Origin of the sequence: Priestia sp. HNGD-A6, assembly GCF_045784335.1 — a bacterium.
Taxonomy (GTDB): Bacteria; Bacillota; Bacilli; order Bacillales; family Bacillaceae_H; genus Priestia; species Priestia zanthoxyli.
On record NZ_CP138621.1, the window covers coordinates 963,059 to 985,380 of the forward strand.

24 protein-coding genes and 1 pseudogene are annotated in these 22,322 nt (G+C 37.1%); 4 read left to right on the forward strand and 21 right to left on the reverse strand.

What is annotated here, in order from left to right; genetic code table 11:
- Positions 1–38: 38 nt before the first annotated feature.
- Together SCI76_RS04925 and SCI76_RS04930 are read right to left on the reverse strand one after the other, a co-directional pair.
- A complete protein-coding gene (locus SCI76_RS04925) occupies positions 39–365 on the reverse strand; it encodes a Na-translocating system protein MpsC family protein (protein WP_014460548.1) in 327 nt (108 codons plus the stop codon).
- A 37-nt stretch (positions 366–402) separates the two neighbouring features.
- Positions 403–1,839 carry an NAD(P)/FAD-dependent oxidoreductase gene (locus tag SCI76_RS04930; protein WP_328174786.1) on the reverse strand — a complete coding sequence of 479 codons (1,437 nt, stop codon included), beginning with the start codon at positions 1,837–1,839 and terminating at the stop codon, positions 403–405.
- 391 nt (positions 1,840–2,230) lie between these two features.
- On the opposite strand from SCI76_RS04930, the gene SCI76_RS04935 reads away from it, so the two are divergent.
- Entirely contained in the window at positions 2,231–3,133 is a 903-nt protein-coding gene (locus tag SCI76_RS04935) for a heme A synthase (protein WP_014460550.1), read from the forward strand.
- Between the two features lie 45 nt (positions 3,134–3,178).
- Here SCI76_RS04935 and SCI76_RS04940 read toward each other — a convergent pair whose 3' ends face one another.
- The 11 genes and pseudogenes from SCI76_RS04940 to SCI76_RS04990 form a co-directional block, all read right to left on the reverse strand.
- Positions 3,179–4,063 (reverse strand): SDR family oxidoreductase, encoded by an 885-nt coding sequence (locus SCI76_RS04940; protein WP_048021377.1) that lies wholly within the window; start codon positions 4,061–4,063, stop codon positions 3,179–3,181.
- 336 nt (positions 4,064–4,399) lie between these two features.
- Positions 4,400–4,894 (reverse strand): universal stress protein, encoded by a 495-nt coding sequence (locus tag SCI76_RS04945; RefSeq protein ID WP_063247227.1) that lies wholly within the window; start codon positions 4,892–4,894, stop codon positions 4,400–4,402.
- A 147-nt stretch (positions 4,895–5,041) separates the two neighbouring features.
- Complete coding sequence (gene cyoD / locus SCI76_RS04950) at positions 5,042–5,338, reverse strand: cytochrome o ubiquinol oxidase subunit IV (RefSeq protein WP_407545073.1); 297 nt, start codon at positions 5,336–5,338, stop codon at positions 5,042–5,044.
- Positions 5,339–5,938, reverse strand: coding sequence for a cytochrome o ubiquinol oxidase subunit III (gene cyoC, locus SCI76_RS04955; protein ID WP_154989028.1), 600 nt, complete (start codon positions 5,936–5,938; stop codon positions 5,339–5,341). It lies immediately after the preceding gene.
- Position 5,939: 1 nt separating this feature from the next.
- A pseudogene (locus tag SCI76_RS04960) lies at positions 5,940–6,182 on the reverse strand (cytochrome ubiquinol oxidase subunit I); the annotation flags it as partial.
- Positions 6,145–6,486, reverse strand: coding sequence for a chitobiase/beta-hexosaminidase C-terminal domain-containing protein (locus SCI76_RS04965; RefSeq protein ID WP_407545074.1), 342 nt, complete (start codon positions 6,484–6,486; stop codon positions 6,145–6,147). The pseudogene SCI76_RS04960 and the gene SCI76_RS04965, both read right to left, overlap by 38 nt.
- A 28-nt stretch (positions 6,487–6,514) precedes the next feature.
- Positions 6,515–6,826: a hypothetical protein gene (locus SCI76_RS04970; RefSeq protein ID WP_048021387.1), complete on the reverse strand. Its 312-nt coding sequence runs from the start codon at positions 6,824–6,826 to the stop codon at positions 6,515–6,517.
- A complete protein-coding gene (locus tag SCI76_RS04975) occupies positions 6,807–8,141 on the reverse strand; it encodes an acyclic terpene utilization AtuA family protein (protein WP_048021389.1) in 1,335 nt (444 codons plus the stop codon). The genes SCI76_RS04970 and SCI76_RS04975 overlap by 20 nt, the downstream gene beginning before the upstream one ends.
- 10 nt (positions 8,142–8,151) lie before the next feature.
- The gene (locus SCI76_RS04980) at positions 8,152–9,447 is read right to left on the reverse strand and encodes a CitMHS family transporter (protein WP_048021391.1); all 1,296 of its coding nucleotides are present in this window, start codon (positions 9,445–9,447) and stop codon (positions 8,152–8,154) included.
- Between the two features lie 315 nt (positions 9,448–9,762).
- Positions 9,763–11,172 carry a sigma-54-dependent Fis family transcriptional regulator gene (locus SCI76_RS04985; RefSeq protein ID WP_081213978.1) on the reverse strand — a complete coding sequence of 470 codons (1,410 nt, stop codon included), beginning with the start codon at positions 11,170–11,172 and terminating at the stop codon, positions 9,763–9,765.
- A gap of 535 nt (positions 11,173–11,707) precedes the next feature.
- A complete protein-coding gene (locus SCI76_RS04990; RefSeq protein WP_407545075.1) occupies positions 11,708–12,172 on the reverse strand; it encodes a hypothetical protein in 465 nt (154 codons plus the stop codon).
- A gap of 216 nt (positions 12,173–12,388) precedes the next feature.
- Here SCI76_RS04990 and SCI76_RS04995 point away from each other — a divergent pair, with 216 nt between their 5' ends.
- Positions 12,389–12,811 (forward strand): CBS domain-containing protein, encoded by a 423-nt coding sequence (locus SCI76_RS04995; protein WP_013056563.1) that lies wholly within the window; start codon positions 12,389–12,391, stop codon positions 12,809–12,811.
- Between the two features lie 65 nt (positions 12,812–12,876).
- The gene (locus SCI76_RS05000) at positions 12,877–13,002 is read left to right on the forward strand and encodes a hypothetical protein (RefSeq protein ID WP_013056562.1); all 126 of its coding nucleotides are present in this window, start codon (positions 12,877–12,879) and stop codon (positions 13,000–13,002) included.
- A gap of 62 nt (positions 13,003–13,064) precedes the next feature.
- Here the strand turns inward: SCI76_RS05000 and SCI76_RS05005 are convergent, their stop codons facing one another.
- Positions 13,065–14,120, reverse strand: coding sequence for an aldose epimerase family protein (locus SCI76_RS05005; protein WP_048021397.1), 1,056 nt, complete (start codon positions 14,118–14,120; stop codon positions 13,065–13,067).
- 189 nt (positions 14,121–14,309) lie between these two features.
- Complete coding sequence (locus SCI76_RS05010; protein ID WP_028413738.1) at positions 14,310–14,834, reverse strand: DinB family protein; 525 nt, start codon at positions 14,832–14,834, stop codon at positions 14,310–14,312.
- A 301-nt stretch (positions 14,835–15,135) separates the two neighbouring features.
- Between SCI76_RS05010 and SCI76_RS05015 the strand changes: the two genes are divergently transcribed.
- Entirely contained in the window at positions 15,136–16,029 is an 894-nt protein-coding gene (locus tag SCI76_RS05015) for a sigma-70 family RNA polymerase sigma factor (protein WP_328174782.1), read from the forward strand.
- A gap of 63 nt (positions 16,030–16,092) precedes the next feature.
- On the opposite strand, the gene fsa is transcribed toward SCI76_RS05015, so the two are convergent.
- The 6 genes from fsa to SCI76_RS05045 form a co-directional block, all read right to left on the reverse strand.
- The gene (gene fsa / locus SCI76_RS05020; RefSeq protein ID WP_013082751.1) at positions 16,093–16,761 is read right to left on the reverse strand and encodes a fructose-6-phosphate aldolase; all 669 of its coding nucleotides are present in this window, start codon (positions 16,759–16,761) and stop codon (positions 16,093–16,095) included.
- A gap of 60 nt (positions 16,762–16,821) precedes the next feature.
- Positions 16,822–17,331, reverse strand: coding sequence for a hypothetical protein (locus SCI76_RS05025; RefSeq protein WP_025749002.1), 510 nt, complete (start codon positions 17,329–17,331; stop codon positions 16,822–16,824).
- 256 nt (positions 17,332–17,587) lie between these two features.
- A complete protein-coding gene (locus SCI76_RS05030) occupies positions 17,588–18,490 on the reverse strand; it encodes an AEC family transporter (RefSeq protein WP_407545076.1) in 903 nt (300 codons plus the stop codon).
- An 80-nt stretch (positions 18,491–18,570) separates the two neighbouring features.
- Entirely contained in the window at positions 18,571–19,317 is a 747-nt protein-coding gene (locus tag SCI76_RS05035) for an SDR family NAD(P)-dependent oxidoreductase (RefSeq protein ID WP_034264655.1), read from the reverse strand.
- Positions 19,318–19,346: 29 nt separating this feature from the next.
- Complete coding sequence (locus SCI76_RS05040) at positions 19,347–20,540, reverse strand: exo-alpha-sialidase (RefSeq protein ID WP_328174780.1); 1,194 nt, start codon at positions 20,538–20,540, stop codon at positions 19,347–19,349.
- Between the two features lie 45 nt (positions 20,541–20,585).
- Positions 20,586–22,010: a sodium:solute symporter family protein gene (locus SCI76_RS05045; protein WP_328174779.1), complete on the reverse strand. Its 1,425-nt coding sequence runs from the start codon at positions 22,008–22,010 to the stop codon at positions 20,586–20,588.
- Positions 22,011–22,322 lie beyond the last annotated feature (312 nt).

Here is a 22,322-nt window from a genome sequence, read left to right on the forward strand (position 1 = left end):
ACGATTTCATCGAACGTTTTGCCATTTATATAGAGAAGTTATTTAAAGCAAATAACCGTACAAGAATTCTCAGTAGCAGGATCATAATCTCTAAATAAAGAAGTGACCTGGATATCGAATAATAGCTCCACTTTTTGCTTTAGCATTTTTTTATATTTAGTCGACAAAGCCGCATCAAGAGACATCACTAATTCTTTATATTCTTCACTGAGGGCGTCTAGCGCTGGCATTCTTTTTGATTGAGCTAGTATAAGAATTTTATTATCAATAATATCTATTTTTTGAGTATTCACGCCTACATTAAAAATTTCTTGGCTAATTTGAGTATACAAAGTAGCTATCTTCTTTTTAGAGATCGGCTCCATATGCTTCACCTTTTTCATTGTTAAAAATGTAGTTTTATTATGTTGTTTTCACTTGATTAGCGTCTTTTGACCAGCTGCCGATAAATTCAGGCTCATTATAGTCAAAGAAATTGGTTAAATTCTCATGGCGGTTATCAATAAAAAGCTGATTGGCGACTTCTGATACGAGCTTCGGTATCGCATATTTCAGCCCTGAAAGAGCGGAAGCAGAAATTCCACAGCTAATTAAAGCGGAATAATTAAAAGCAAAAAGGCCATATACCATTTTTTGACCTTCCCCATTGCGATTTGAAAAAGCAAAGCCATTACTAAGGTAAGGGTGGGCATCCAATACTGGATTGGCAATTTCATGCGGTGCTTTGTAATAATCGCTCCAGCGGGCGATGTGTTTTTCAACAAGACGTAATTCTGGACGAAGAGCCGGATCTGTTAGAAGGCCTGTGCTAATAATTAAATAGTCAAATGTAAAGACTCCCTGAGGAGTTGTTACAACTGCTTTGTCCTGTTTTCCCTCGACATCGAGCCACGGTGCATGTACGTGCAAATGAAAACCTGGCCATGAGGAAGCGCGTCCAAATGTATCATTCGTAGGCGGCTGATTGTATTCGAAAAAATGAGCCATTACTTCATATTTTTCAGCATCTGACAGAGCATGAAAACGCTCAATCATTCCTGAAGCTTCCATTTGTCTGATTGGATTAATACGCGGAAGTTCTTTTCGTCGAACAAATACATGAGCTTCAGCAACTCCTTCGGAAAGCGCATAGTTGGCGTTATCAAACGCCGAAGCTCCTCCTCCTAAAACAGCTACTTTTTTGTTCTTTAACGTAGTAAAATCAATCGTTTGGGAAGTATGAGAATAAAGATGAGGCGGCAATTTTTCAGAAATCATAGGCGGGACATGCCACTCTCCTCCTCCTTGAATTCCTGTAGCTAGTATAACTTTACGTGCCATCAGTGTAGGACATGCAGCTCCATTTCCTTCAATATGCAAGCGATGAATACCTGTTTCCGTCGGCTCAATTAACGTTAATTTTATTTCATTTGCCACAGGAAGGTTAAGAATACTCCGGTACCAGCGTAAATAATTCATCCAGTCTCCTCTTGGAATTTTGTCAAGAGCTTCCCAGCCCTCTGAGCCAAATTGTGCTTCCCACCACGCTTGAAACGTAAGCGAAGGCATACCTAAATCGATAGATGTTAAGTTTTTGGGCGTTCTCAGCGTAATCATTCGTGCATACGTTTCCCACGGACCTTCTAAACCCGAACGGTTTTCATCAATAACAAGAATATTTGACACGCGTTCTCGCAGCAAGCCAAAAGCCGTTCCTAAACCGCTTTGACCTCCTCCAATAATGATTACATCGTATACGTGTCCACTTTTAGGGATAATTGGCTGTACTTCTGTTGGTTTCCTGAAAGAAAGGTAAGAAAGATCGGTTTCTACTCTTTTATTTAAAGCTTCTAAGCTCATCGTTATCTCTCCTTTCAATAAAGTTTCTCCGTGATAAAAAAGTTTATTTTATATCTAACATAAAATGATAGGTTTTATAACATCATTTGATTTATATTTATATTATCACTTTTGGAATATGATTGTATCTCCATTCTCTCTAAAGTTTTTTTTGCAAATTGTATAAAATCACTAATATAATTTTTTATATCTTATGTATGAAAGCATATTTACATTGTTTAAAAGAAAAAAACCATTACAAAGCTTAGTGAAGAAAGCTTTTCTGACATCAACTTTAAGGAAAACATGTGCGAGTTTGTGACAGTTATTTGTTAATTACGTTCTACTACTTGACTATCGTATTCATCAAATCTATAGTCATAATTAGTAACTCAACAAAGGGAGTCAACGTATGAGAAATTTATTTAAAATAACAGCTATATTTACAACGATTGTTATGTTTATTTTAATGATTGCCGGCAGTCTGGTCACAACCACAGGGTCTGGATTAGGGTGCGGAAACGAGTGGCCACTATGTAACGGGCAGTTAATACCCGAATACGCAGTAGCAACAATGATTGAATATACGCATCGTTTGATTACCGCATTTGCAGGTCTTCTTGTTTTAGCATTTTCTATTTGGGCTTGGATTCGTTATCGCAGAAACCGTGAAGTGAAAATTTTAGCGATCATGAGTATTGCATTTATCGTTATCGAGTCGTTGCTGGGGGCTTCTGCCGTTATCTGGCCTCAGTCAGCTGAGGCGCTAGCCCTGCATTTCGGTCTTTCGCTTATTGCGTTTACCGGTGTATTTTTACTTTCAATATTTGTTATTCAAAAGGACCGTTCGGATCATTTTATTAAAGGAGCCGTTACAGGCAAATTTAGATGGCTCGCATGGTTTACGCTTATATTTACCTACTGCGATATTTATTTAGGTGCATATGTGCGTCACAAAGGTGCAAGCTTAGCGTGTACAAGCTTTCCGGCTTGTTATGGCAACACTCTTATTCCAAAGCTATCAGGAACAACAGGCATTCACTTTGCTCACCGATTTGCTGCTCTTGTGCTGTTTGTTCTTATCATTTGGATTATGGTATCTGCTATCAAACAGTATAAAGAAACTCGCCGTGATATTTACTACGCGTCTATCATTGCAGTTGCTTTAACCTTTGCTCAAATATTTAGCGGTATCTTTGTTGTCATGTCTCGTTTAAATGTCTTTGCTACACTGTCTCACTCGGCATTTATTACAGCGTTATTCGCTACGCTTAGCTACATTTGTGTACAAACTTTAAAAGGTAAAAGACGATAAAACAAAAAAACACGTGCAGTTCATAACTGCACGTGTCTTTTTGTTTTAAGCTAGTTCTATTCCGCCTGTAATTCCGTAAACTTGAGCTGTTACGTAGCTTGCATCCGTTGAAGCTAAAAATACGTATACATTTGCTAACTCTACCGGCTGACCAGCACGCTGCAAAGGTGTATCTTGTCCAAAGCCTGGAATAGCGTCGCTTGGCTGCCCTCCAGAAATTTGAAGCGGCGTCCAGATAGGTCCTGGAGCAACGGAGTTAACGCGAATACCTTTTGGAGCTAATTGCTTGGCTAGTCCGCGAGTGAATCCGTTAATGGCAAACTTTGTAGCTGCATAATCTAATAAATTAGGACTTGGGCTATAGCCTTGTACAGAACTTGTGGTAATAATAGAAGCACCTGCCGGTAAATAAGGCAGCGCTGCTTTTACGGTCCAATATAAAGAGAATACATTTACTTCAAAGGTTTTGCGCAGCTGATCCGTTTCTAAATCAGCAAGATCTTCTACTGCCTGCTGTTTACCTGCTACGAGCGCTAAAACGTCTAATCCATCTAATTCTTTATAAGCTTTTTCTACTAGCTCCTTGCAAAAAGATTCTTCGCCTACATCACCAGGTATGAGTACTGCTTTTCTGCCTTCTGCCTCAATAAGCTTTTTTACTTCTTCTGCATCAGTTTGCTCTTGTGGCAAGTAATTAAGCGCAACGTCAGCTCCTTCTCTTGCATAAGCGATAGCTGCTGCTCGGCCAATACCTGAATCCCCACCTGTTACAAGAGCTTTTCTGCCTTTTAATTTACCTGCACCTATGTAACTGTTCTCCCCGCAGTCTGGGATGACGTTCATTTCTTTTTGTACACCAGGCGGTTCTTGATACTGCTTTGGATAGTCTTCATGGAAATATTGAGTTAATGGATTATTTAACTTTGACATATTCGTCACTCCTTTATAAATCAACCTTAACCAACTAAGGAAAAGTTTTCTATATGCTTGTTCTTCCCCTCTTCTTCTTTCATAAACATGTTTGATGTGCTCTACTATCCTCCCCTTTCTTTCTGCCATTCCCCTTCAATCAACAGCTGGATACACGAAAAATACATTCACCATCACAATAAAAAAATCCGAACGAGTCACGTTCTCTCTTGAGAACCTTGACTCCTTGTTCGGATCTTCTTTTAACTAAAATACGTTTATCCCCTCTCTTTAAATAAATGGTGAGAGCTTTTTATTTTGCTGTGCACAACAAGTTTTATTTCTCGTCTGTGCCTGCTACTCTGTTAGTTCTACTTGTAAAGGCTTTGATTCCTCTTCAGCTTCTTTAGGGGTGCGAACGATTAACACATCACATTTGGCATAGCGCAAAATATGCTGAGATACACTTCCGATTAAGATACGCTCTACCGCGTTTAACCCGGTTGCACCGCATACAATTAAATCAACGTGCTTATCGGGAGCAATTTTTTTAGATATTTTTGTTTTAGGAGAACCGTGTTCAATTAAGGGCTCGACTTTCGTTACTCCAGCCTTAATGGCTAGGTTACTATAGTTGGTTAAAAGTTCTTCAGCAAATTTCTCTGCATCTTGAAAGCGTGTATCCGTATAAAATGCATAAGGTGATGGACTTAACGCCTGTATGTCGATAACGTGACAAATTATCAAATGAGCGTTATTTTTTTTCGCACTGTTAACTGCTTTTTTGAATGCCCACTCCGCTTCTACAGAACCGTCTACTGCTACGAGGATGTTACGATAAGCCATATTCATCATAATCTCTCCTTTAACATTCGTTTATAAAGAACTTTCTTTGCTACACTTTTATTGTACTTCTTGCGCAAGCGAAAGTATGTGATTTTTATCACAAGTTATAGAAATTAATAAAAAATAGAGACGTGTGGGGGCACGGCTCCATTTTTATTGAACTTGAGAGTTAAAAGTCATTATCCAAATAGATCCTGCTACAATCGTAATAACAAAAACGATTCCAAGTATTAAGGCCATCACATTATAACGAGGCTTTTCTCCGTCTTTAATATGCATACAGAAAAACAATTGAACAAAAAATTGAAGCACGGCCATTCCTAGAATGCTAGCTAGTAATATATTTTTAGCAAGTACGTGGTTTAATACCAGCAGCAGAGGAATAATGGTTAAAATAATCGAGAAAACAAATCCGATTGTATAAGCTTTTAACGACCCGTGGTTCTCCATCTACATCACCCCCATTAAATACACAACCGTATAAAGGAAGATCCAGACAGCATCAAGAAAATGCCAGTATAAGCTGATAATCGTCACTTTTCGTTTTGTTACAGAGGTAATTCCGTATCGTTTTAACTGGATTGTAATTGAAATCATCCAAATGATTCCGACCGAAACGTGCAGCCCGTGTGTACTAACCAGCGTGTAGAAAGCCGTAAAAAATGCGCTCGTAGAAATGGTTGCTCCTTCGTGAACCATTGTTTGAAATTCATGAATTTCAAGGCCAACAAAGCATACACCTAAAAGCAGAGTTACAATTAGCCAGCCAATTAAAGGCTTTATTTTTCCTTTGTGCATGCTTAACACGGCCAATCCGCTTGTAAAGCTGCTCGTTAATAAGATAAACGTTTCAGAAACAAATCCTGGGACTTCAAAAAATTCCTTTCCTGTAAGGCCTCCCGCAGTATGATTAACAAGAACGGCATATGTAGCAAATAATGCTCCAAATAAGATACAGTCCGTTACGAGGAAAAGCCAAAAACCCATAACTTTGATTTCATCATCATGTTCATGGTGATGTTCTTCGTGATGCGCTGTCGCATATGCCATGTTACCCGACCCTCCCTACTGAATCTTCTGTATGTCGAATTTCATCCACGGGAATATAATAGTCCGAGTTGTATTGAAAAGAACGGGCTAGTAAACAAGCTCCTACTCCTGTCAAACCGAATATCGCTACCCATACCCAGTGGAACGTTAAGCCAAAACCAGCAATGAACCAGAAAACCGACATGATAAATGGAATACCTGAATTCTTAGGCATATGAATTGGAGAAAAAGCCGCTGTTTCCTTTTATGGAAATTGCTTTAAGCACCGTATCGTTATTAATAATAATTGGGTTCGAATACTGATTGCTTTGACTGATCGGAGTGCTCCCGTCAAGTGTATAGTAAATTTTCGCACCTGGTGTGCTTGTCTTTAATTCAATCTTCTGCTCCAAATAATAGTTACCTGATAAAACTGAAGAGGTTGGTTTTTTTACGTTTTTATAATTATTTTCTTCTTTTGCCGCAACACTACTTAAAGGAAAGAAAGCTAGAATAAGAACTCCTATAGTAATAAAACTTAGAACTTTTTGTATTGACGTATTGTTCACTGATAAAGTACCTCCTTTATACTATTATTCAAATGTCTACTTCCATTTCCAGCAGGGCATAACTTAAGCTTTTTCCGTGCGTATCCATTCCTAAAGAAGTAGTCACTCCACCAAGTAACGCGCGGTGACATACAAATTGAAACGCTGATATATTAGGAACCTCATAGCGAACAATGTCTCCTTCTACAATATTTTTTAAGTGTTTTTTCACTTCCGAAGCAGTCACTTTTTCATGTAATAAAAAATAATCTTTTTCGTCATACGGAATTAGTGATAGCATAAGCGTGTTTCCTTTATCCCCAGCTCGACTGTGAGCAAGTTCATATAATTTCTTTTTCATTTGTTATGCTCTCCTTTAATGTAAAGTAGGTTTCTATTTTGTTACGTGAAATCAACGTAGAAACAATTCCTACTACTTCATTAACATACTTTCTTGCTCCGCCTCCACCTGCGGGCCCATTTGTATAAAGAGCCTCTACCTCTTCTCCAATTTTGGCTGCTTCCTTTAAAGTAAGACATTTCCCTGCTACTCTCAGCCTGATTTCATAAGGATCTGATTCTTGAAAAGAGACTCTATGAACGGAAGAAATACCGATATAATCAATTCTTAAGTCGACCACTTTATCTTTTAAACGCTTATATAAGATTTCACCAGCTAGCTTAGCTCTTTCTAGAGCATTGGATCCAGCGTAGGAAATTTCCCCTTCTCCAATAACACCTGCTTCGTAACCTACGCTGACTTTTAACGTTTCAGGCCTTGTTATACCTGTTCCGCCAGACACTTGAATTTGGTTCAATTTAATTTCCTGTAAATGAACGGAAGTAAAATCTGCAATAACATCCGGTGTTATATATTGATGAGGGTTAGTTACTTCGTAAAGAAGCTGTTCTTTTACAGTAGCTAAGTTGATGACTCCTCCTGTCCCTTCTACTTTAGTAATGATGGCTGTCCCATCTTCTTTAACATCAGCAAATGGAAAACCTAATTCAGCAAGCTTTGGGACTTCTTTTTTTCCGGGATCAGCAAAATAACCACCAGCTACCTGTCCCCCACACTCCAATAAGTGTCCAATTACTGTTCCTTGAGCAATTTTATCTACGTCGTCTAAAGACCATCCAAAGTGGTGTACCATTGGAGCAACAAATAAAGACGGATCTGCTACTCTACCGGTAATAATAACTTGAGCCTCTGTCTCTAGAGCTGGCAATATTGTTCCTACACCAAGGTAAGCGTTTGCAGATATAACGTTACCAAAATGAGATATCGGTTCATTTGTTTCTAGAGTCAATCCATTTCTATCTATCAACTTTAGTACGTCATCTCCGGATACGGCCGCCACTTTTATCTCAATGTTCAATCGGTTAGCCATTTCCACAACTTTTTCAGCAGCACCTATTGGATTGGCTGCCCCCATATTTGTAATAATTCGCACTTTATTTTTCTTGATAATAGGCAAAAGAAGCTCTAGTCTTTTTTCCAATAAGGGATCATAACCCATTAAAGGATTTTGACTTTTTCTTTTTTGGGCAAGTGCGATTGTTCTTTCAGCTAAACATTCTAATACTAAATAATCTAAATTTCCTTTTTCAGCCAATATAACCGCCGGTTCTAATCGATCTCCTGAAAAACCCGCGCCTGATCCAATTCTTATCATTTTCATCACCTCAAATAGTAATTGCTCCCGTTATTAATGCCACAATCGTCATAACAATGGTGGTTCCAAATGCCCACTTAAAGATAAAACGCTGATGATCGCCTAAATTCACTCCCGCTAACCCTACAAGGATAAAGGTCGAGGCGGTTAAAGGACTTAATGGAAATCCAGTCGTCATCTGTCCTAAAATAGCTGCTCTGCCAATCTCAATTGGATTGATGCCAAAGTTAGAAGCCGTCTGGCTAATAATTGGTAAGACCCCAAAATAGTAGGCATCCGGTGTAAACACTAAGCTAAGAGGCATACTTGTAATTGCTACTAGTACAGGTAAGTAAGAAGCTAGTGATTCAGGGATAATACTAACCATTGCAGAAGCCATTCCATCTATCATCTTTGTTCCTGTCAAAATACCCGTGAAAATACCTGCAGCGAAAATCATCGTAGAAACAATTAAAACGTTATTTGCATGGCTTAGTAAGCGTTTTTGCTGCTCTTCTGGATTTGGATAATTGACTAAAAGAGCAATTGCAAACGCGACAATAAATAAAATCGGTAAAGGCAGCCATACTTTAATTAACGCGATAAGAAGCAAAATTGTTAAAGCAAGATTAAACCAAAAAAGCTGGGGCTTTTTCATTTCTAGAGCAGCTGCATGTTCTGTAAACCCTTGTATATGTTCTTCTAGTTCAATGACTCCTAGTCTCTGCCGCTCCTTTTTCCCAAGCCAAAAAGCAGATGCTAACACCCACACAATCCCAGCAATCATCGCGGGGATAACAGGGTTAAATAATTGAGAAGAATCTGCATTAAATGTAGTCATGGCTCTAGCAGTAGGCCCCCCCCAAGGAGCTAAGTTCATAACTCCTGCTCCTAAAGCAACCACTCCTGATAAAATAAGAGGATTCATCTTTAATCTTTTATAAAGAGGTAGCAGCGCTGTAATGGTAATCATAAAAGTAGATGCACCGTCACCGTCTAATGATACAAGCATCGTAACAATAGCTGTACCTACGACTACTTTTAATGGATCTCCTTTAACTAGACGAAGCATTTTAGAAATCATAGGATTAAATAAACCCGTATCAATCATTAAACCAAAGTACAAAACTGCAAAAACAATCATAATGCCTGTAGGTGCTACTTTTATAATGCCTTCTAACATCATGTCTCCCATTTCTAATCCAAATCCACCTATTAATGCAAAAACAGTTGGTACGAGAACTAAAGCAATCAATACAGATAAACGATTGGTCATAATTAAAAATAGAAATAAACCAATAATTAAAAATCCTAATAATGCTAACATGTAATCCCCCCTGCCCTAAATTTGTAGATTGATGAATCTTGGATGTAAAAAACTTCTGTACTTTTTATTCTTGCAGGATTCATGCCAAGGATATGTAAAAACAGCAACAAACCTTTACAAAACCCTTTCAAAATGTGACAAAAAAATTTATTGCACAACAAAAAAAGAAAGCGTTATCAATGAATCTGCTTTCTTTTTTTGTTCTTGTCAATTGAAATTCTAATATTTTAGAAATAATCACCGCTCAGTGAAGAGATACGTTTCTTAATACATAGTTTCCAGCATTTCTGAAAATCTAGAAATCTTTCTAACGACTTAGAAATGAATATGATATTTCTTCATTTTATTGTATAAAGTAGCTAAAGAAATACCTAAAACCTCTGCTGTTTTCCTTTTTCCCCCAATATTATTTGGGTATTTTCTTAATATTTCCTGAATAAATGCGCACTCTTTATCCTGTATAGCTTCCTGCAGTGTTTGATTAGGTTTATCTACCTTACCTAGAACGTCTGAAAAGCTTTGTTCATCTTTAATCATAAATTGTGGAAGGTGATGAAACATAATATCTGTACCTTCTGCCATACATGTGGCATAGTCAATCACATTTTTTAATTCTCTTACGTTGCCAGGCCAATGATAGGATTGAAGAAAGCCTAGTGTATATTCGTCAATTTTGTAAGATGCATTGGCGGTCGAGTATTTAATAAAGGAGGAGACGAGTTTACGTATATCTTCTTTCCTTTCTCTCAAAGGAGGTATCTCTAGTTGAATAACGTTAAGTCTATAAAATAAATCTTCTCGAAATTGTTTCTTATTCACAAGCTGCTGTAAGTTGCGGTGCGTAGCAGCAATAATTCTTACGTCAACTTCTCGTTCAGTAGCTTCTCCTACCCTTCTGATTTTCTTCTCTTGCAGAACTCTTAACAACTTAGCTTGAAGATCATATGACATATCTCCAATTTCATCTAAAAATATAGTTCCGTTGTTTGCTATTTCGAATAGTCCAGCCTTCCCGCCTTTTTTAGCATTTGTAAAAGCACCGTCTCCATATCCAAAAAGTTCACTTTCTAACAGAGACGAAGGAATAGCCGCACAATTTACAGGTATAAAAGGACCATGCTGGCGCTCACTTTTATTATGTATAGCCTGTGAAAATAATTCTTTTCCCGTGCCGCTTTCTCCCGTCACAAGAATAGGAAATTGAGATTCTGCTACTTTTTCAGCTATATGAACGACGTGCCTTAACCCTTCTTCCCTACCAATTATTTGTTCAAATGTATATTTTGCTTCATAGATAGAATCCATTCGGTTTTCTAAATTCTTTAACTTTTCGGTTTGTCTTCTCAATTCCTTTGATAACTTGTCAACTTCATTAAGACTTTTACAAACCGATACGGCTCCTGCAACTTTACCTTCTATTATAATTGGAGCCATATCCACCATATATTCCCGATTTTTTTCTTTTCGATATACACCTACTCTGCATTGTTGGTCTTTTAGAGCATTTGTTAACTGAGCTCCTGGGCGATATTCTATTAGTGGCTTTCCAATAATATCACTTTTTACTCCTGTAATCTTTGTATACTCTGGGTTAATAAATCTGACAATCCCTTCTCTGTCGATAACTAGAATACCATCATTTATCGAATTTATAACTGCATGCCACCAGTTAAAATTTTTAGAAGAGCAGTCGACCTCTATGTGCTCTTGGAATGTATTCTTCACAGTATTGTAAGCTCCTTTCTATAATAACTTGAGAGTAGATTATTGCTTTATTTATAATTATCAACTAACTTTCTCTTTTTTGAAACAGAGTCCGCTCAATTAATTTGAATAATCTGATTTATAAAAGCGGATATAACCGTGTTTGATCTTATTCCATTATTTATATTCAAGATGAAGCATTCTTTGAAAAGAGAAATATTTCTCTTTTCAAAGAAACTTATCACCGTAGTTTTTCCGTATTTACCCATTTTGAATTTTGAATTAGAACCGAATTTAACAGCTTCAGCTACTGGTCAATCTTTAACGTATTTGCCCATGACCGTGTACAGATAAAGTTTATATACATGACAAAAAAGAGAAACGTGAAAGAGATTGGTCTTCTCCCTCACGCTTCTCTTTTTATTATTTCGCTATTTATTGGACTTTTAGTATCTCTGCTAAGTATTTATGTACTACACTTGAAGACCTTTAATACCATTCAAGATTGACAGTAAGCGAAACTTAAATGCCGAGGAGCTCGTTAACGAACTATCAGCTATTGCCTTCTCTTCCTTAATACATCTTCTATAAAATAATGATAGAAATAATTAATAAGAGCAGTGGCAATCGAGATCACAAAAAGTTGAAAACGCGTCATGTTGATCATCTTGTATACCTTTAATTTTTCTGCCAAACTGGTCAAGGGATAAGCAAATAGATAGTCAAATAGGATGTTAATTAACAAATATTTTTTGAAATTCCCATAGGTCAGCTTGAATACCCAAAAATTAGCTATAAAAAACGGTCCAAATATAAAAGAAACGTCGCTTGAAAGTTTAGGGAAAAGAGGTTTCCTCACTTTCCACCATGTAAAGCTTTTAGATAACTCACTGATAAAAGCAATAACTAATGAACTAAATGTCAAAACAGGTAGGTATCTTTTAAAGACAAATTTATCAACTTTTATTATAGACAGCCAAGGCAATAAAAGTACTGCCAAAAGCGTTAACTTTCCTTTCATTATGTACCCAACTCCTGCCGTTACGAAAATGTAAGCTAAATCATATTCTCTTTAGTTTGTGTAATAGGCTCTTTTTTATGTGTTTATTACACTGCGTTCGTTCTTTTATTCGTCTTTTATTACAAGATTTTTTGCTTTCAGGAAATTATTAATTCTCATATTCTGCATGTGCATGGAGAAAATATGGAGGTGAATGTTTAAAAGGAGGAATTAAAAATGACTACAGTACGTGAAGTTATGACTAAAGATGTGAAAGCTTGTGCACCGCACGACCCAGTAACAGCTGCAGCAAAATTAATGCGTGATATTAATTGTGGGTCTGTGCCAGTGTGTCAAGAAAATCGAGTAATGGGAATGATCACAGACCGTGATATCGTGTTAAACTGCGTGGCGGATGGAAAAGATTGCAACACTGTGCATTGCCATGATTGTATGACTAAAGATGTGATTACTTGTTCTCCAGATACGGATATTCATGAATGTGCACGTATGATGGCCGATCATCAAATTCGCCGCATTATTGTAGTGGAGAATAATAATATGGTTGGAATCTGTGCAATCGGTGACCTTGCGACAGTGAACGTATATGTTGATGAAGCTGGTGCAGCATTGAGCGAAATTTCTAATCAAGTTCATTAAAACTTTTTAGCATATAAATCCTTAATGTTTGTACAAAATAACCCTGTCTGCAAGGAGGTGCTAATATGCCAAATTTAAACGATAACAAATTTAAAAAGATTCAGTCTGAGAGTCAAAAGCAAGGAAAGTCTCAAGAAGAATATGCGGCTGAGCTTGACGCTAATCGTGCAAAAAGCCAAAAGAAAAAGTAAGAATAAAAAAGGATTACAATCGGCAGAGGCTCGTTTGTAATCCTTTTTATCATTCCGTTTTGTTACAGGCTGCGATCAGTTATAAATGTATAGTGAGTAGATGCTTCATATTTCTCACCTGGCTTTAATACACAAGAAGGAAAATGCTTATGATGAATAGCGTCTGGTAAACCTTGTGTTTCCAAGCAAACACCGAGGTATTTCTCTGAGTGAACCCCTCTAATTTCAAATTCTTCATCTAGATGATTTCCCGTATAGAGAACAACTGAAGGCTGATCCGTTTTGACTTCTATTTTGCGACCGCTTGCTGGATCAAATAATGACATCTGATTTTCAGCTTCTGCTTCTAAAAGAAATGGATGATCGTATCCTTTACCAACTAATACATTTTGCGGATGTGTAGATTCCACTCCTTCCTTGAGGCTATGTCCTTCTCTAAAATCAAATGGGGTATCTGTGACACTTATCGTTTCTCCAGTAGGTAAAAGATCATCATTCAGCTCTAAGAATTCGTTACTTTTCAGCTTTAAAACATGATCTAAGACCGTTTCCTTTAGATTTCCGCTTAAATTGAAATACGTATGGTTTGTTAAATTGATAAGAGTGTCTTGATCTGTTGTTCCTTCGTAAGAGATATGAAACTCATTTTTATTAGTCAACGTATACGTAACTTTCACTTCAAGATTGCCAGGGTACCCTTCTTCTCCGTCTTTACTTACATATGTAAATTCAATACCTACGTGATCACTTGCCTCGATTGTTTTTGCATGCCATATTTTGTGGCTAAACCCTTCTGAACCGCCATGCAAATGGTTGTTTCCTTCATTTTTCTCTAGACGATAGGTTTCATTATTAAGCTGAAACTCCGCTCCCCCTATACGTCCTGCTACGCGTCCGACCACAGCTCCGAAATAAGGAGAATACTTTTGGTATTCTTCTATTGAATCAAATCCCAAGACAACACTTTCAATCTTCCCTTCAGAATCTGGCATTTCAATATTTGATATCACACATCCATAGTCAAGGCAGGTGATTTTAAGCCCTTCATCATTTAATAAGGTATAAGCATGTACAGCTTGATTGTTTAGTTCGCCAAATTTCTCAAAATTCACTTTCATTTTTAATCAGTCCAATCCTCTTTTTATTCGTAAATTGCTTAACGGACCCTACATGTTATACACATGGGATATGTTCTTATAGTTCCCTCTGCAATCCTTCCTGAATCTTCATTATTCTCATTTTATTGTAATCGTGTACATTTTCTAATTCAAGCTTGAATGATAAAGGCTGGCTACTGTTTGTCATTGCTATTTCTTTAGTATTCCTAAGTATTCTTCCCAAGGCCCTACATCTTCTCTGTATCGTTCTGCCATTACTCGAACAATTTGGGCAATGTGCGTTAAATCGTGAGCAACCCAAGTCGAGAGCAACTCTCTGACTTTTACTTCCCCAAACTCCGGGTGTTCTCCTCTCACTTCAAGATGCTTTTCAGGCTTAATTAACAGCTTTAGTTGTTGTAAATTCTGCATTCTTATCATGTTGAATTCAAGAAGCTTTTCTTCAATAGAACTAGTAGATTCCTTGTGTAAATGAGCATAGCGATCAAATGGAGGGAAAGCTCCTCCTTTTCCTTCTTGAAGGATGAATTTTAGCCTTGGTATCCAATTATTTTTTTCTGCTTCTATTAAATGTTCTATTACTTCCGAGGTACTCCAAGTTCCTTCTCCTTCATTACATTGCAGCCACCCTGCAGATAGACCCGACAAAAGTTTTTCAAGCGTCTTAGGCGTACGCTCAAGTATTTCGGTCGCTTCTTTTAAATTAAAATTCATGCTCATTCTCCTTTCTCAACGCAATGATGCTGAGCTGTCAGTTATGTAAATCTTTTAGAGATTATAGTCAATTTTACCATAATTCGCTTCTATTAAAGGAGCCAACTATTTTTCTAATTCCTTTTATGATGACTAAAACAAAATAAGAACACACGTTTGGTTTTTCTCTAGAAATATGATAAAATATATATAGGCTAAAACGCAGTGAGTATCAGTCTGAATGGATATTGCTCATCCGTAAAATAGATTACTAGATGCTTTTTCATCTTGAGCTTTCCGTGTGAATTGGAGTGAGACAACAGTGAGTAAAAATCAAAAGCGATGGACAAAAGAAGAAGATAAATTTCTTATCCAACACTATGGCGTTATGACGCTTCAAAAGATGGGTGAGCATTTACATAGAAGCAAGGAATCGGTTAATAAACGGCTTACTCGATTAAATCTTCGAGCTTCAGATACAGCTTTACGTAAAAAGTGGACGCCGAAACAAGATGCTTTTTTACAGCAGAACATTGATATCATGAACAACCGTGAAATGGCAGACTCCTTAGACAGAAGTCCTTCTTCTATTGCTACGCGCATAAAAGTTTTGGGTTTAACTCGAAAAACTGCGATGCGAAGATGGACCGTACAAGAAGACGAATATTTGCTAAGGTATTACGGAACAAAACCCTTTTCGCGCATATCAGCGAAATTGCAGCGAAGTGTGCAGGCACTAGAATCGAGGTTAAGTCGTTTAGAGGTGTATGGAGCTAAATCGCACGTAGGACATATCACAGCGTGTGAGCTAGCAGCCTGCCTCGAAGTAGATGTTCATACAATTTACAAGTGGATTCATAAAGAGAATCTACCGTATAAAATGATCATCGCCAAGACAAGAACATTCATGGGAATTGACATTCAATCTTTTTGGAAGTGGGCTGAACAAAATAAATCGTGCCTTAACTTTTTTAAAATACCTAAAAATACGCTTATTCCAGAACCAGCGTGGGTGAATGAACAAAGAAGGCTAGACTATGTAAAGCGTCCTAAATACGAGCATAAAAAGTGGACAGCAGAAGAAGATGCTAAATTGTGGCGTATGTTTTATCAGGAAAAGCGCAATCAGCGAGAAATTGGGCAGCTGCTCGGGCGTTCAAGAAATAGCGTGCAGCGCCGCTTAGAGCGTCTACGTAAAAAGAAACTAGCGAGTTAAACGAAAAAAAGCTTGGGATAAGCTATGCTTATCCCAAGCTTTTTTTATTGATATGACTTTTTGTTAAGCTTTAACTGCTTTTTCCCAATCTGCTGCAAATTTTTCCATTCCTTGGTCAGTTAACGGGTGTTTTGCTAATTGCTCAATAACAGCGTATGGAATTGTGGCAATATGAGCCCCTGCAAGTGCTACGCGCGTTACATGATCCGGGTGTCTTACAGATGCGGCGATAATTTGAGAGTCGATGTTTTGAACGCGGAATAACTCAGCAATTTTAGATACCAGCTGTACTCCGTCTTCTGAAATATCATCAAGACGTCCTAAAAATGGAGAAACATACGTCGCTCCAGCACGAGCTGCTAAAAGCGCTTGGTTTACTGTAAAGATTAGGGTTACATTTGTTTTTACGCCTTTTTTTGCAAGGTAGCGCGTCGCTTCCAAGCCAGCTAATGTCATAGGCAGCTTAATCGTAATATTTTTATCTCCATCGTTAATTTTAATCAGTTCTTCAGCTTGAGCGATCATGTCTTCAGCAGAAAGTGCGTCAGGCGTTACCTCAGCGGAAACGGATTCAACCTCCGGTACCATTTGAAGAATTTCTTCGATGCGGTCTTCAAATCTTACGCCTTCTTTTGCTACTAAAGATGGATTGGTTGTTACACCTGCTAGAACACCAACTTTATATGCTTTCTTAATATCCTCAAGGTTTGCTGTATCAATAAAAAATTTCATCTCACTATTCCTCCTTATTGTTGTACATCAATCTGCATTTCAGCGTACGCGAACTATAGCCTAGCCAATTTGCTGCAGCGCATATAGATTTTCTATAGAAGCGTTTTCAATCTCTTTTGCAGTTAATACCTTTAGTTTTTCTAAAAATTGTATAGCGTCCACTCGGTCTTCAATGTCTTCTTCTGTACGAATATTCTCCGTTTTAATCTGATGGATACATTCGTTGATGACTTCTTTGTACGCATTTGTTTGGATAAACCATTCTGCTAATAGCGTTTTTGTTGCTTCTCTTTCTTCTTCACTTTTAACTGCAAACAAACTCTCTGTTTCCGTTTCACTCAGCATAAGGCTGCTAAAATCGTGATTCATACAAAGCCAGAAATAACCTTTTTGGCTATCGTAATACTTTCCTTCTCTTAAAAGAAAATACTTGATTCCAAATTTAATTTTATGAGATTGATTCTCTGAACTTGGCATATGAATTTCTTTTATTTCTACGCTTTCTGATACATCCAGATATGTTTCTAAACCGTACTTTGTATTCACTACTTTTGCATCCAATATGTCCATTCTCATTCTCCCTTTCTCAAGTTCTATTTATTTTTATAAAAAAACAGAGGTCTGATTTTATGTAATAACAAATCCAGTTTTTGTGGATGTTTTTCTTAACCAACCGACATGTTTTACTGTTTACGCTTTCATTATATATCAGATTATTCGAAAAATCATCAAAAACAATCAAATTCATTCAAAAAAAGTCATAAAATCGTAAAAAGTAGTCAAAAAAGTTCATATGACATAAAAATTACGTAGTCATAAAAGATTTTCACAATACAATTGTAAAAATTAGGGGTAAAGTAGCTAAACTCAACGATGTACTAATAAGCGTTGCACTTGAAACAAATTCTGGCTCAGTATCAAATTGCAGCGCATACATGGTCGTGTTTGCTGCTGTTGGCATAGCGGCCGTAATAATCATAATCTGTTTAACCATGTCATCAACTGGAAGAAACAAAGTAAGTAAATAAGCAACGGCAGGAGAAATGATCAGTTTAATTATAAGCGATAAAGAAACTTTGCTTTTGGCTAAATTTTTAACTGATATTTTTGCCAGCTGCATGCCGAGTACAATCATAACCGTAGGTATTGCTGCATTCGCAACTAAATCTACCGCTTCGAGGACTGATTTCCCTAAATGAATATTGAAAAATTGAAAAAAAGCTCCCAAAAAGGCGCTATATATAGCAGGCATGCGCTGAACAGCACGAATAGCTGAACGTATACCATTTCCTTCTGCACTTCCTTTTGCGGCGTAGTAGACTCCAATTGTACACATTGCCAGCTGTTGAATAACCATTAAAATGATTGCACAGTCAAGCCCTGAAACTCCAAAGATTAGTAAAACCACAGGAGTACCGTAATTCCCATTGTTCATAAAAGAAGAGGCTAATATCATTCCGCATGTCTCTCGAGTGGAATACTTCTGAATAAACGCCACAATATATACAACTATAATTAAAGTAAAACAAAGGGCAAACGTATAAAAAGCAAGATATAAATAATCCACCTGAAATTTTGTCGTATAAAACGTTCTAAAAACTAATATCGGAGACATTAAATAAAGCGCCATGGTGGATATAATTTTTGTATCGAACCCTATTTTCTTTTGCCCAATAAAACCTAGTGTAAATATGCCGAAAATAGGTAATAGGATTGTTAAAAATTCCATTTTAATCACCTGTTTATATTCTATTCTTTAGAGAAACAATTGAAAAGCCTAGATAGTCAACTCTCTAGGCTTTTCATTCCCTAATTCATGTACGTTCCGCCATTCACATTAATAGATTCACCCGTTATAAAATCAGACATACTTGAAGCTAAAAACAAAACACTTTCCCCAACATTTTGAGGAGTTCCTAACTTATTTAACGGAATTCGCTTTGTTACTTCTTTCCTGTATTCATCTGTCCATTGATTGCTCATGTCCGTTTCTACAGGACCTGGACATACAGCATTTACAAAAATATTATGATGCGCCATTTCTAAAGCTAAATGCATCGTAAGGTAGTTAACTGCAGCTTTTGAAGCTCCGTAAGATGGCGCTGCATTTCTATGCGCTGTTTTGGCTGTTGTAGAACTTACATTGACAATTTTCCCATAGTTTCGCTCTATCATATAAGGTAAGACGGCTTTACAGAAATATAAAGTTCCATTCAAATTAACATCCAATACCTTTTTCCAATCATCCAAAGTCATTTCTAATGTTGAGCTGCGCATATTGATACCCGCATTATTTATTAAAATATCAATTTTTCCAAAACGCTCTACAGCAGCTCTTACAACCTCGGTTGCAACATTTGGATCTGCTACGTCCCCAGCTTTTACAATACATTCTCTACCTAATTCCTCAACCTGTAGAGCTAATTCATTTAATAAAGTCTGATTCGTACCGTGTATAACTAATGAGGCACCATTTTTAGCTAAAGTTAAAGCGATAGCCTTTCCAATACCTCTACTAGCTCCTGTAATAATCGCAATCTTGTTTTCCAACAGCATACTTTATCCCTCCGAAGTATATGAAGCTATTAAGACTTTATGAATTCTTCTGACACACATACATATTTAATAGCTTGTCTAAAATACGTAAAAGCGATATGAATTTTTCCATCAGCGCTTTGTTTAATAGAAGGATATGAGTATTCTCTATTTAATTTTTCTTTTGAATTATTGGTCATTGCATAGCCATCCCCTATTTCAATATCCTTTTTATATGGCCATGTTCTACCTCCATCTTCTGAAATCGCAACTGTCATCGGTGCTCTAGGTGCTCCCCAAAATGCTTGTCTGCCTTCATCATCTTTTTCAGGCGTATCTTGATTAGCAGACAGAATATCCGTACCCTCTTCATCTTCAATTTCATCATAAAGCGACAGCCTGCGCTCCGTACAATTATCGGCGTTCATATTGTTAAAAACTAGCGCTAAATGCCCGTTATTTAATTTTGTGAATTGAATAGAAGAATTGTTATTAGGTAACTGCGTTGGAATGGGCTCGCTCCACGTTTTCCCGTAATCAGTTGAACGGCTGCTATAAATATGATCAGCCCAGCGGCTGCGGAATAATGCTAAAAGCGTACCATCATCTAATTTTTCAATATTCATATGAACACACCCTAAGCTATTAGGCACTTCATACTCTTCCCAAGACTCACCTTGATCTTTTGAGATTTTCACCGCGCTTATATCTTTATTTCCTGTCCACTTTTGTCCCGGAGGCGTAATGCAATAGAAAACAGGTAAAAGCCAATCACCGTTATCTAATACAACAATAGGCTGTCGAATAAAAGTACCTGGCTGATCAAATAAAGTCTCAATAGGTCCCCACGAATAGCCTTCATCTTCCGAAATACGATATCTTACAATCGCTGTGTCTTGATTACCGGATTTTTGTGCCGTGTACAATAACCATAATTTATTGTCTGGAGCACGAAATAAAATGGGGTTTTGCTCAGAACGAGCGGGATCATCTGAAAGTTTTACAGCTTTACTCCATTCTTTTTGGCCTTTTTTAAGTCTTGATAGATAAATGTGAATGTCGGCTATTCCCTCTTGTGTGCCGCCAAACCAAGTGCATAACAGGTCACCGTTGTCTAACACAAGTAAATTAGAAGCATGATTTTGTATACAATCAGAGGGAATATATGCCTCTACATGTTCGAATCCGTCTGGACACATTTTTAATTTTCCATCTGCTACAATAGTCGTTGATTGATTACTCATTACATATCTCTCCTTTTAACGTATTAACGTAAACTAAGCTATTTTCTACTTTGCATCTATATATTCTACAGTATTGGATTCAGTATTTTCAGACTTTTTATCTTTTCCACCGATAAATCGGTCAATTACCATCACAATAAATGGTGTAATGACAGCGACATACATATTGTCAATACCAAAAGGGTTTCCTAGCAAATACCATACAGTTGTGAAAATACCGGACATTGCTAAGCCGATAGTTGCACCTCGGTTTGAACTAAAAAATGGAAGATAAAATCCCATTGCAGCTACCACAGCAATAGATGTTCTCAATGCACGAGTGAAAAAAGATAAAGTTAATAGTTCTGGGGCTAAAACCACACCAAGTAAAGGAATGATACCAACAACTACAGAAATAATTCGAGTCATCTTCATCTGTTGTTCTGGAGATGGTTTAGCTTTTGGAACATAAAAATCGTCAACAATTAATGTTGTTGTAGCTAAAGCCACGGTTGAAACCCCAACGAAAATGGATGCTACTAAGGAAGTTGCTACAATTGCTGTTAATACTGGATTCATATGTTCTAAGAATACTGGAAACGCGTAGATAGGATCGATATTTGGATACAAATATCGTGCACATACCCCAATCACTCCGATTGCCAATGCAAGCGGCAAGCATAATAGTGCTGCATATAAACTTGATTTTTTAGCTGCTTTTGCACTTTTTGACGACGTAATGGCTTGAATAATAAATTGTGTAGAGAAAATAGCTCCCATATTCCCGATAAGCCATGCAAAAATAGTCCCTCCACCAATCGTTCCATCCCATGTAAAGTAGCTTTTTGGCAGTTCGTGCACGATAGGCTTGAACCCACCGCAAAGGTACAATGCCACTCCTACTGTGATCAAGACACCCGCATATTTCACGAATGAGTGAAGAATGGTTACCCAAGCAACCCCTTTCATTCCCCCAAATGTAAAATAAAATGTACTGACAATGGCTGTAATAATAGCACATGTCATTAATGGTAAACCTAACAAAGAAGCAATGGCCGCAGAACCACTCAAGTAGTTTCCTAGATTCACAAGTAAAAGAGCCGCTATCATAATAATTGATACAACCGTTTTTGTAGATCTTCCAAATTTCTGCTCAATTATACCGGAAATAGTATATTTCCCAGTCCTATAAAATTTATTAACCAAAAAGAATGAAAAGAGGAAAAAAGCAATTGTTACCGTAATAAGTGACCAAGAAGCCGCGATACCACCAGTAAATGATGATTCAGCAGTCCCTACTGTTGATTTCGTGCCGATAAACTCTGACATTAATAAGATTCCAACTACAAGCGCAGGCAATGTTTTGGCTGCGTTATTAAATTCCGCGCTGGATTTACTTCTTAATCTCATTGTTAACCATGTTGTAAATAGAATATATACAACAATTACTGCTAAAACAAAAACCAGGCTTGAAGGATTTAATGCTTTCATTATAGATTTCCTCCTATAATAACAACAGAATTTTGATATATGTTGATAAAACTTTCAATATTTTAGGATTTATTTTTCTCAATGCTTCTACCATTTTTTCTGTTCTAAAAAGATTCATTGGTCAGTAGTCAAACGTTTTTATGCAGACATTTATTAAGCGCTTTCATTTGTGTTCTGTGAAGAAGTAATAAAACATTACCAAATATAACTCACTGTCTTCGGAGTTCTTTGATTACAATTCATATTATTACTACTATACTCATAGTAAAAGATGTTCAAATTCCTCCGAAGACATTTTATAAAAAATTGATA

Excerpts from the sequence above, each read along its gene's own strand:
- SCI76_RS04925 (WP_014460548.1), bottom strand. The coding sequence starts at position 365 with ATGGAGCCGATCTCTAAAAAGAAGATAGCTACTTTGTATACTCAAATT.
- SCI76_RS04930 (WP_328174786.1), bottom strand. The coding sequence starts at position 1,839 with ATGAGCTTAGAAGCTTTAAATAAAAGAGTAGAAACCGATCTTTCTTAC.
- SCI76_RS04935 (WP_014460550.1), top strand. The coding sequence starts at position 2,231 with ATGAGAAATTTATTTAAAATAACAGCTATATTTACAACGATTGTTATG.
- SCI76_RS04940 (WP_048021377.1), bottom strand. The coding sequence starts at position 4,063 with ATGTCAAAGTTAAATAATCCATTAACTCAATATTTCCATGAAGACTAT.
- SCI76_RS04945 (WP_063247227.1), bottom strand. The coding sequence starts at position 4,894 with ATGAATATGGCTTATCGTAACATCCTCGTAGCAGTAGACGGTTCTGTA.
- cyoD (WP_407545073.1), bottom strand. The coding sequence starts at position 5,338 with ATGGAGAACCACGGGTCGTTAAAAGCTTATACAATCGGATTTGTTTTC.
- cyoC (WP_154989028.1), bottom strand. The coding sequence starts at position 5,938 with ATGGCATATGCGACAGCGCATCACGAAGAACATCACCATGAACATGAT.
- SCI76_RS04970 (WP_048021387.1), bottom strand. The coding sequence starts at position 6,826 with ATGAAAAAGAAATTATATGAACTTGCTCACAGTCGAGCTGGGGATAAA.
- SCI76_RS04975 (WP_048021389.1), bottom strand. The coding sequence starts at position 8,141 with ATGATAAGAATTGGATCAGGCGCGGGTTTTTCAGGAGATCGATTAGAA.
- SCI76_RS04980 (WP_048021391.1), bottom strand. The coding sequence starts at position 9,447 with ATGTTAGCATTATTAGGATTTTTAATTATTGGTTTATTTCTATTTTTA.
- SCI76_RS04990 (WP_407545075.1), bottom strand. The coding sequence starts at position 12,172 with ATGAAAGGAAAGTTAACGCTTTTGGCAGTACTTTTATTGCCTTGGCTG.
- SCI76_RS04995 (WP_013056563.1), top strand. The coding sequence starts at position 12,389 with ATGACTACAGTACGTGAAGTTATGACTAAAGATGTGAAAGCTTGTGCA.
- SCI76_RS05000 (WP_013056562.1), top strand. The coding sequence starts at position 12,877 with ATGCCAAATTTAAACGATAACAAATTTAAAAAGATTCAGTCTGAGAGT.
- SCI76_RS05005 (WP_048021397.1), bottom strand. The coding sequence starts at position 14,120 with ATGAAAGTGAATTTTGAGAAATTTGGCGAACTAAACAATCAAGCTGTA.
- SCI76_RS05010 (WP_028413738.1), bottom strand. The coding sequence starts at position 14,834 with ATGAATTTTAATTTAAAAGAAGCGACCGAAATACTTGAGCGTACGCCT.
- fsa (WP_013082751.1), bottom strand. The coding sequence starts at position 16,761 with ATGAAATTTTTTATTGATACAGCAAACCTTGAGGATATTAAGAAAGCA.
- SCI76_RS05025 (WP_025749002.1), bottom strand. The coding sequence starts at position 17,331 with ATGGACATATTGGATGCAAAAGTAGTGAATACAAAGTACGGTTTAGAA.
- SCI76_RS05030 (WP_407545076.1), bottom strand. The coding sequence starts at position 18,490 with ATGGAATTTTTAACAATCCTATTACCTATTTTCGGCATATTTACACTA.
- SCI76_RS05035 (WP_034264655.1), bottom strand. The coding sequence starts at position 19,317 with ATGCTGTTGGAAAACAAGATTGCGATTATTACAGGAGCTAGTAGAGGT.
- SCI76_RS05040 (WP_328174780.1), bottom strand. The coding sequence starts at position 20,540 with ATGAGTAATCAATCAACGACTATTGTAGCAGATGGAAAATTAAAAATG.
- SCI76_RS05045 (WP_328174779.1), bottom strand. The coding sequence starts at position 22,010 with ATGAAAGCATTAAATCCTTCAAGCCTGGTTTTTGTTTTAGCAGTAATT.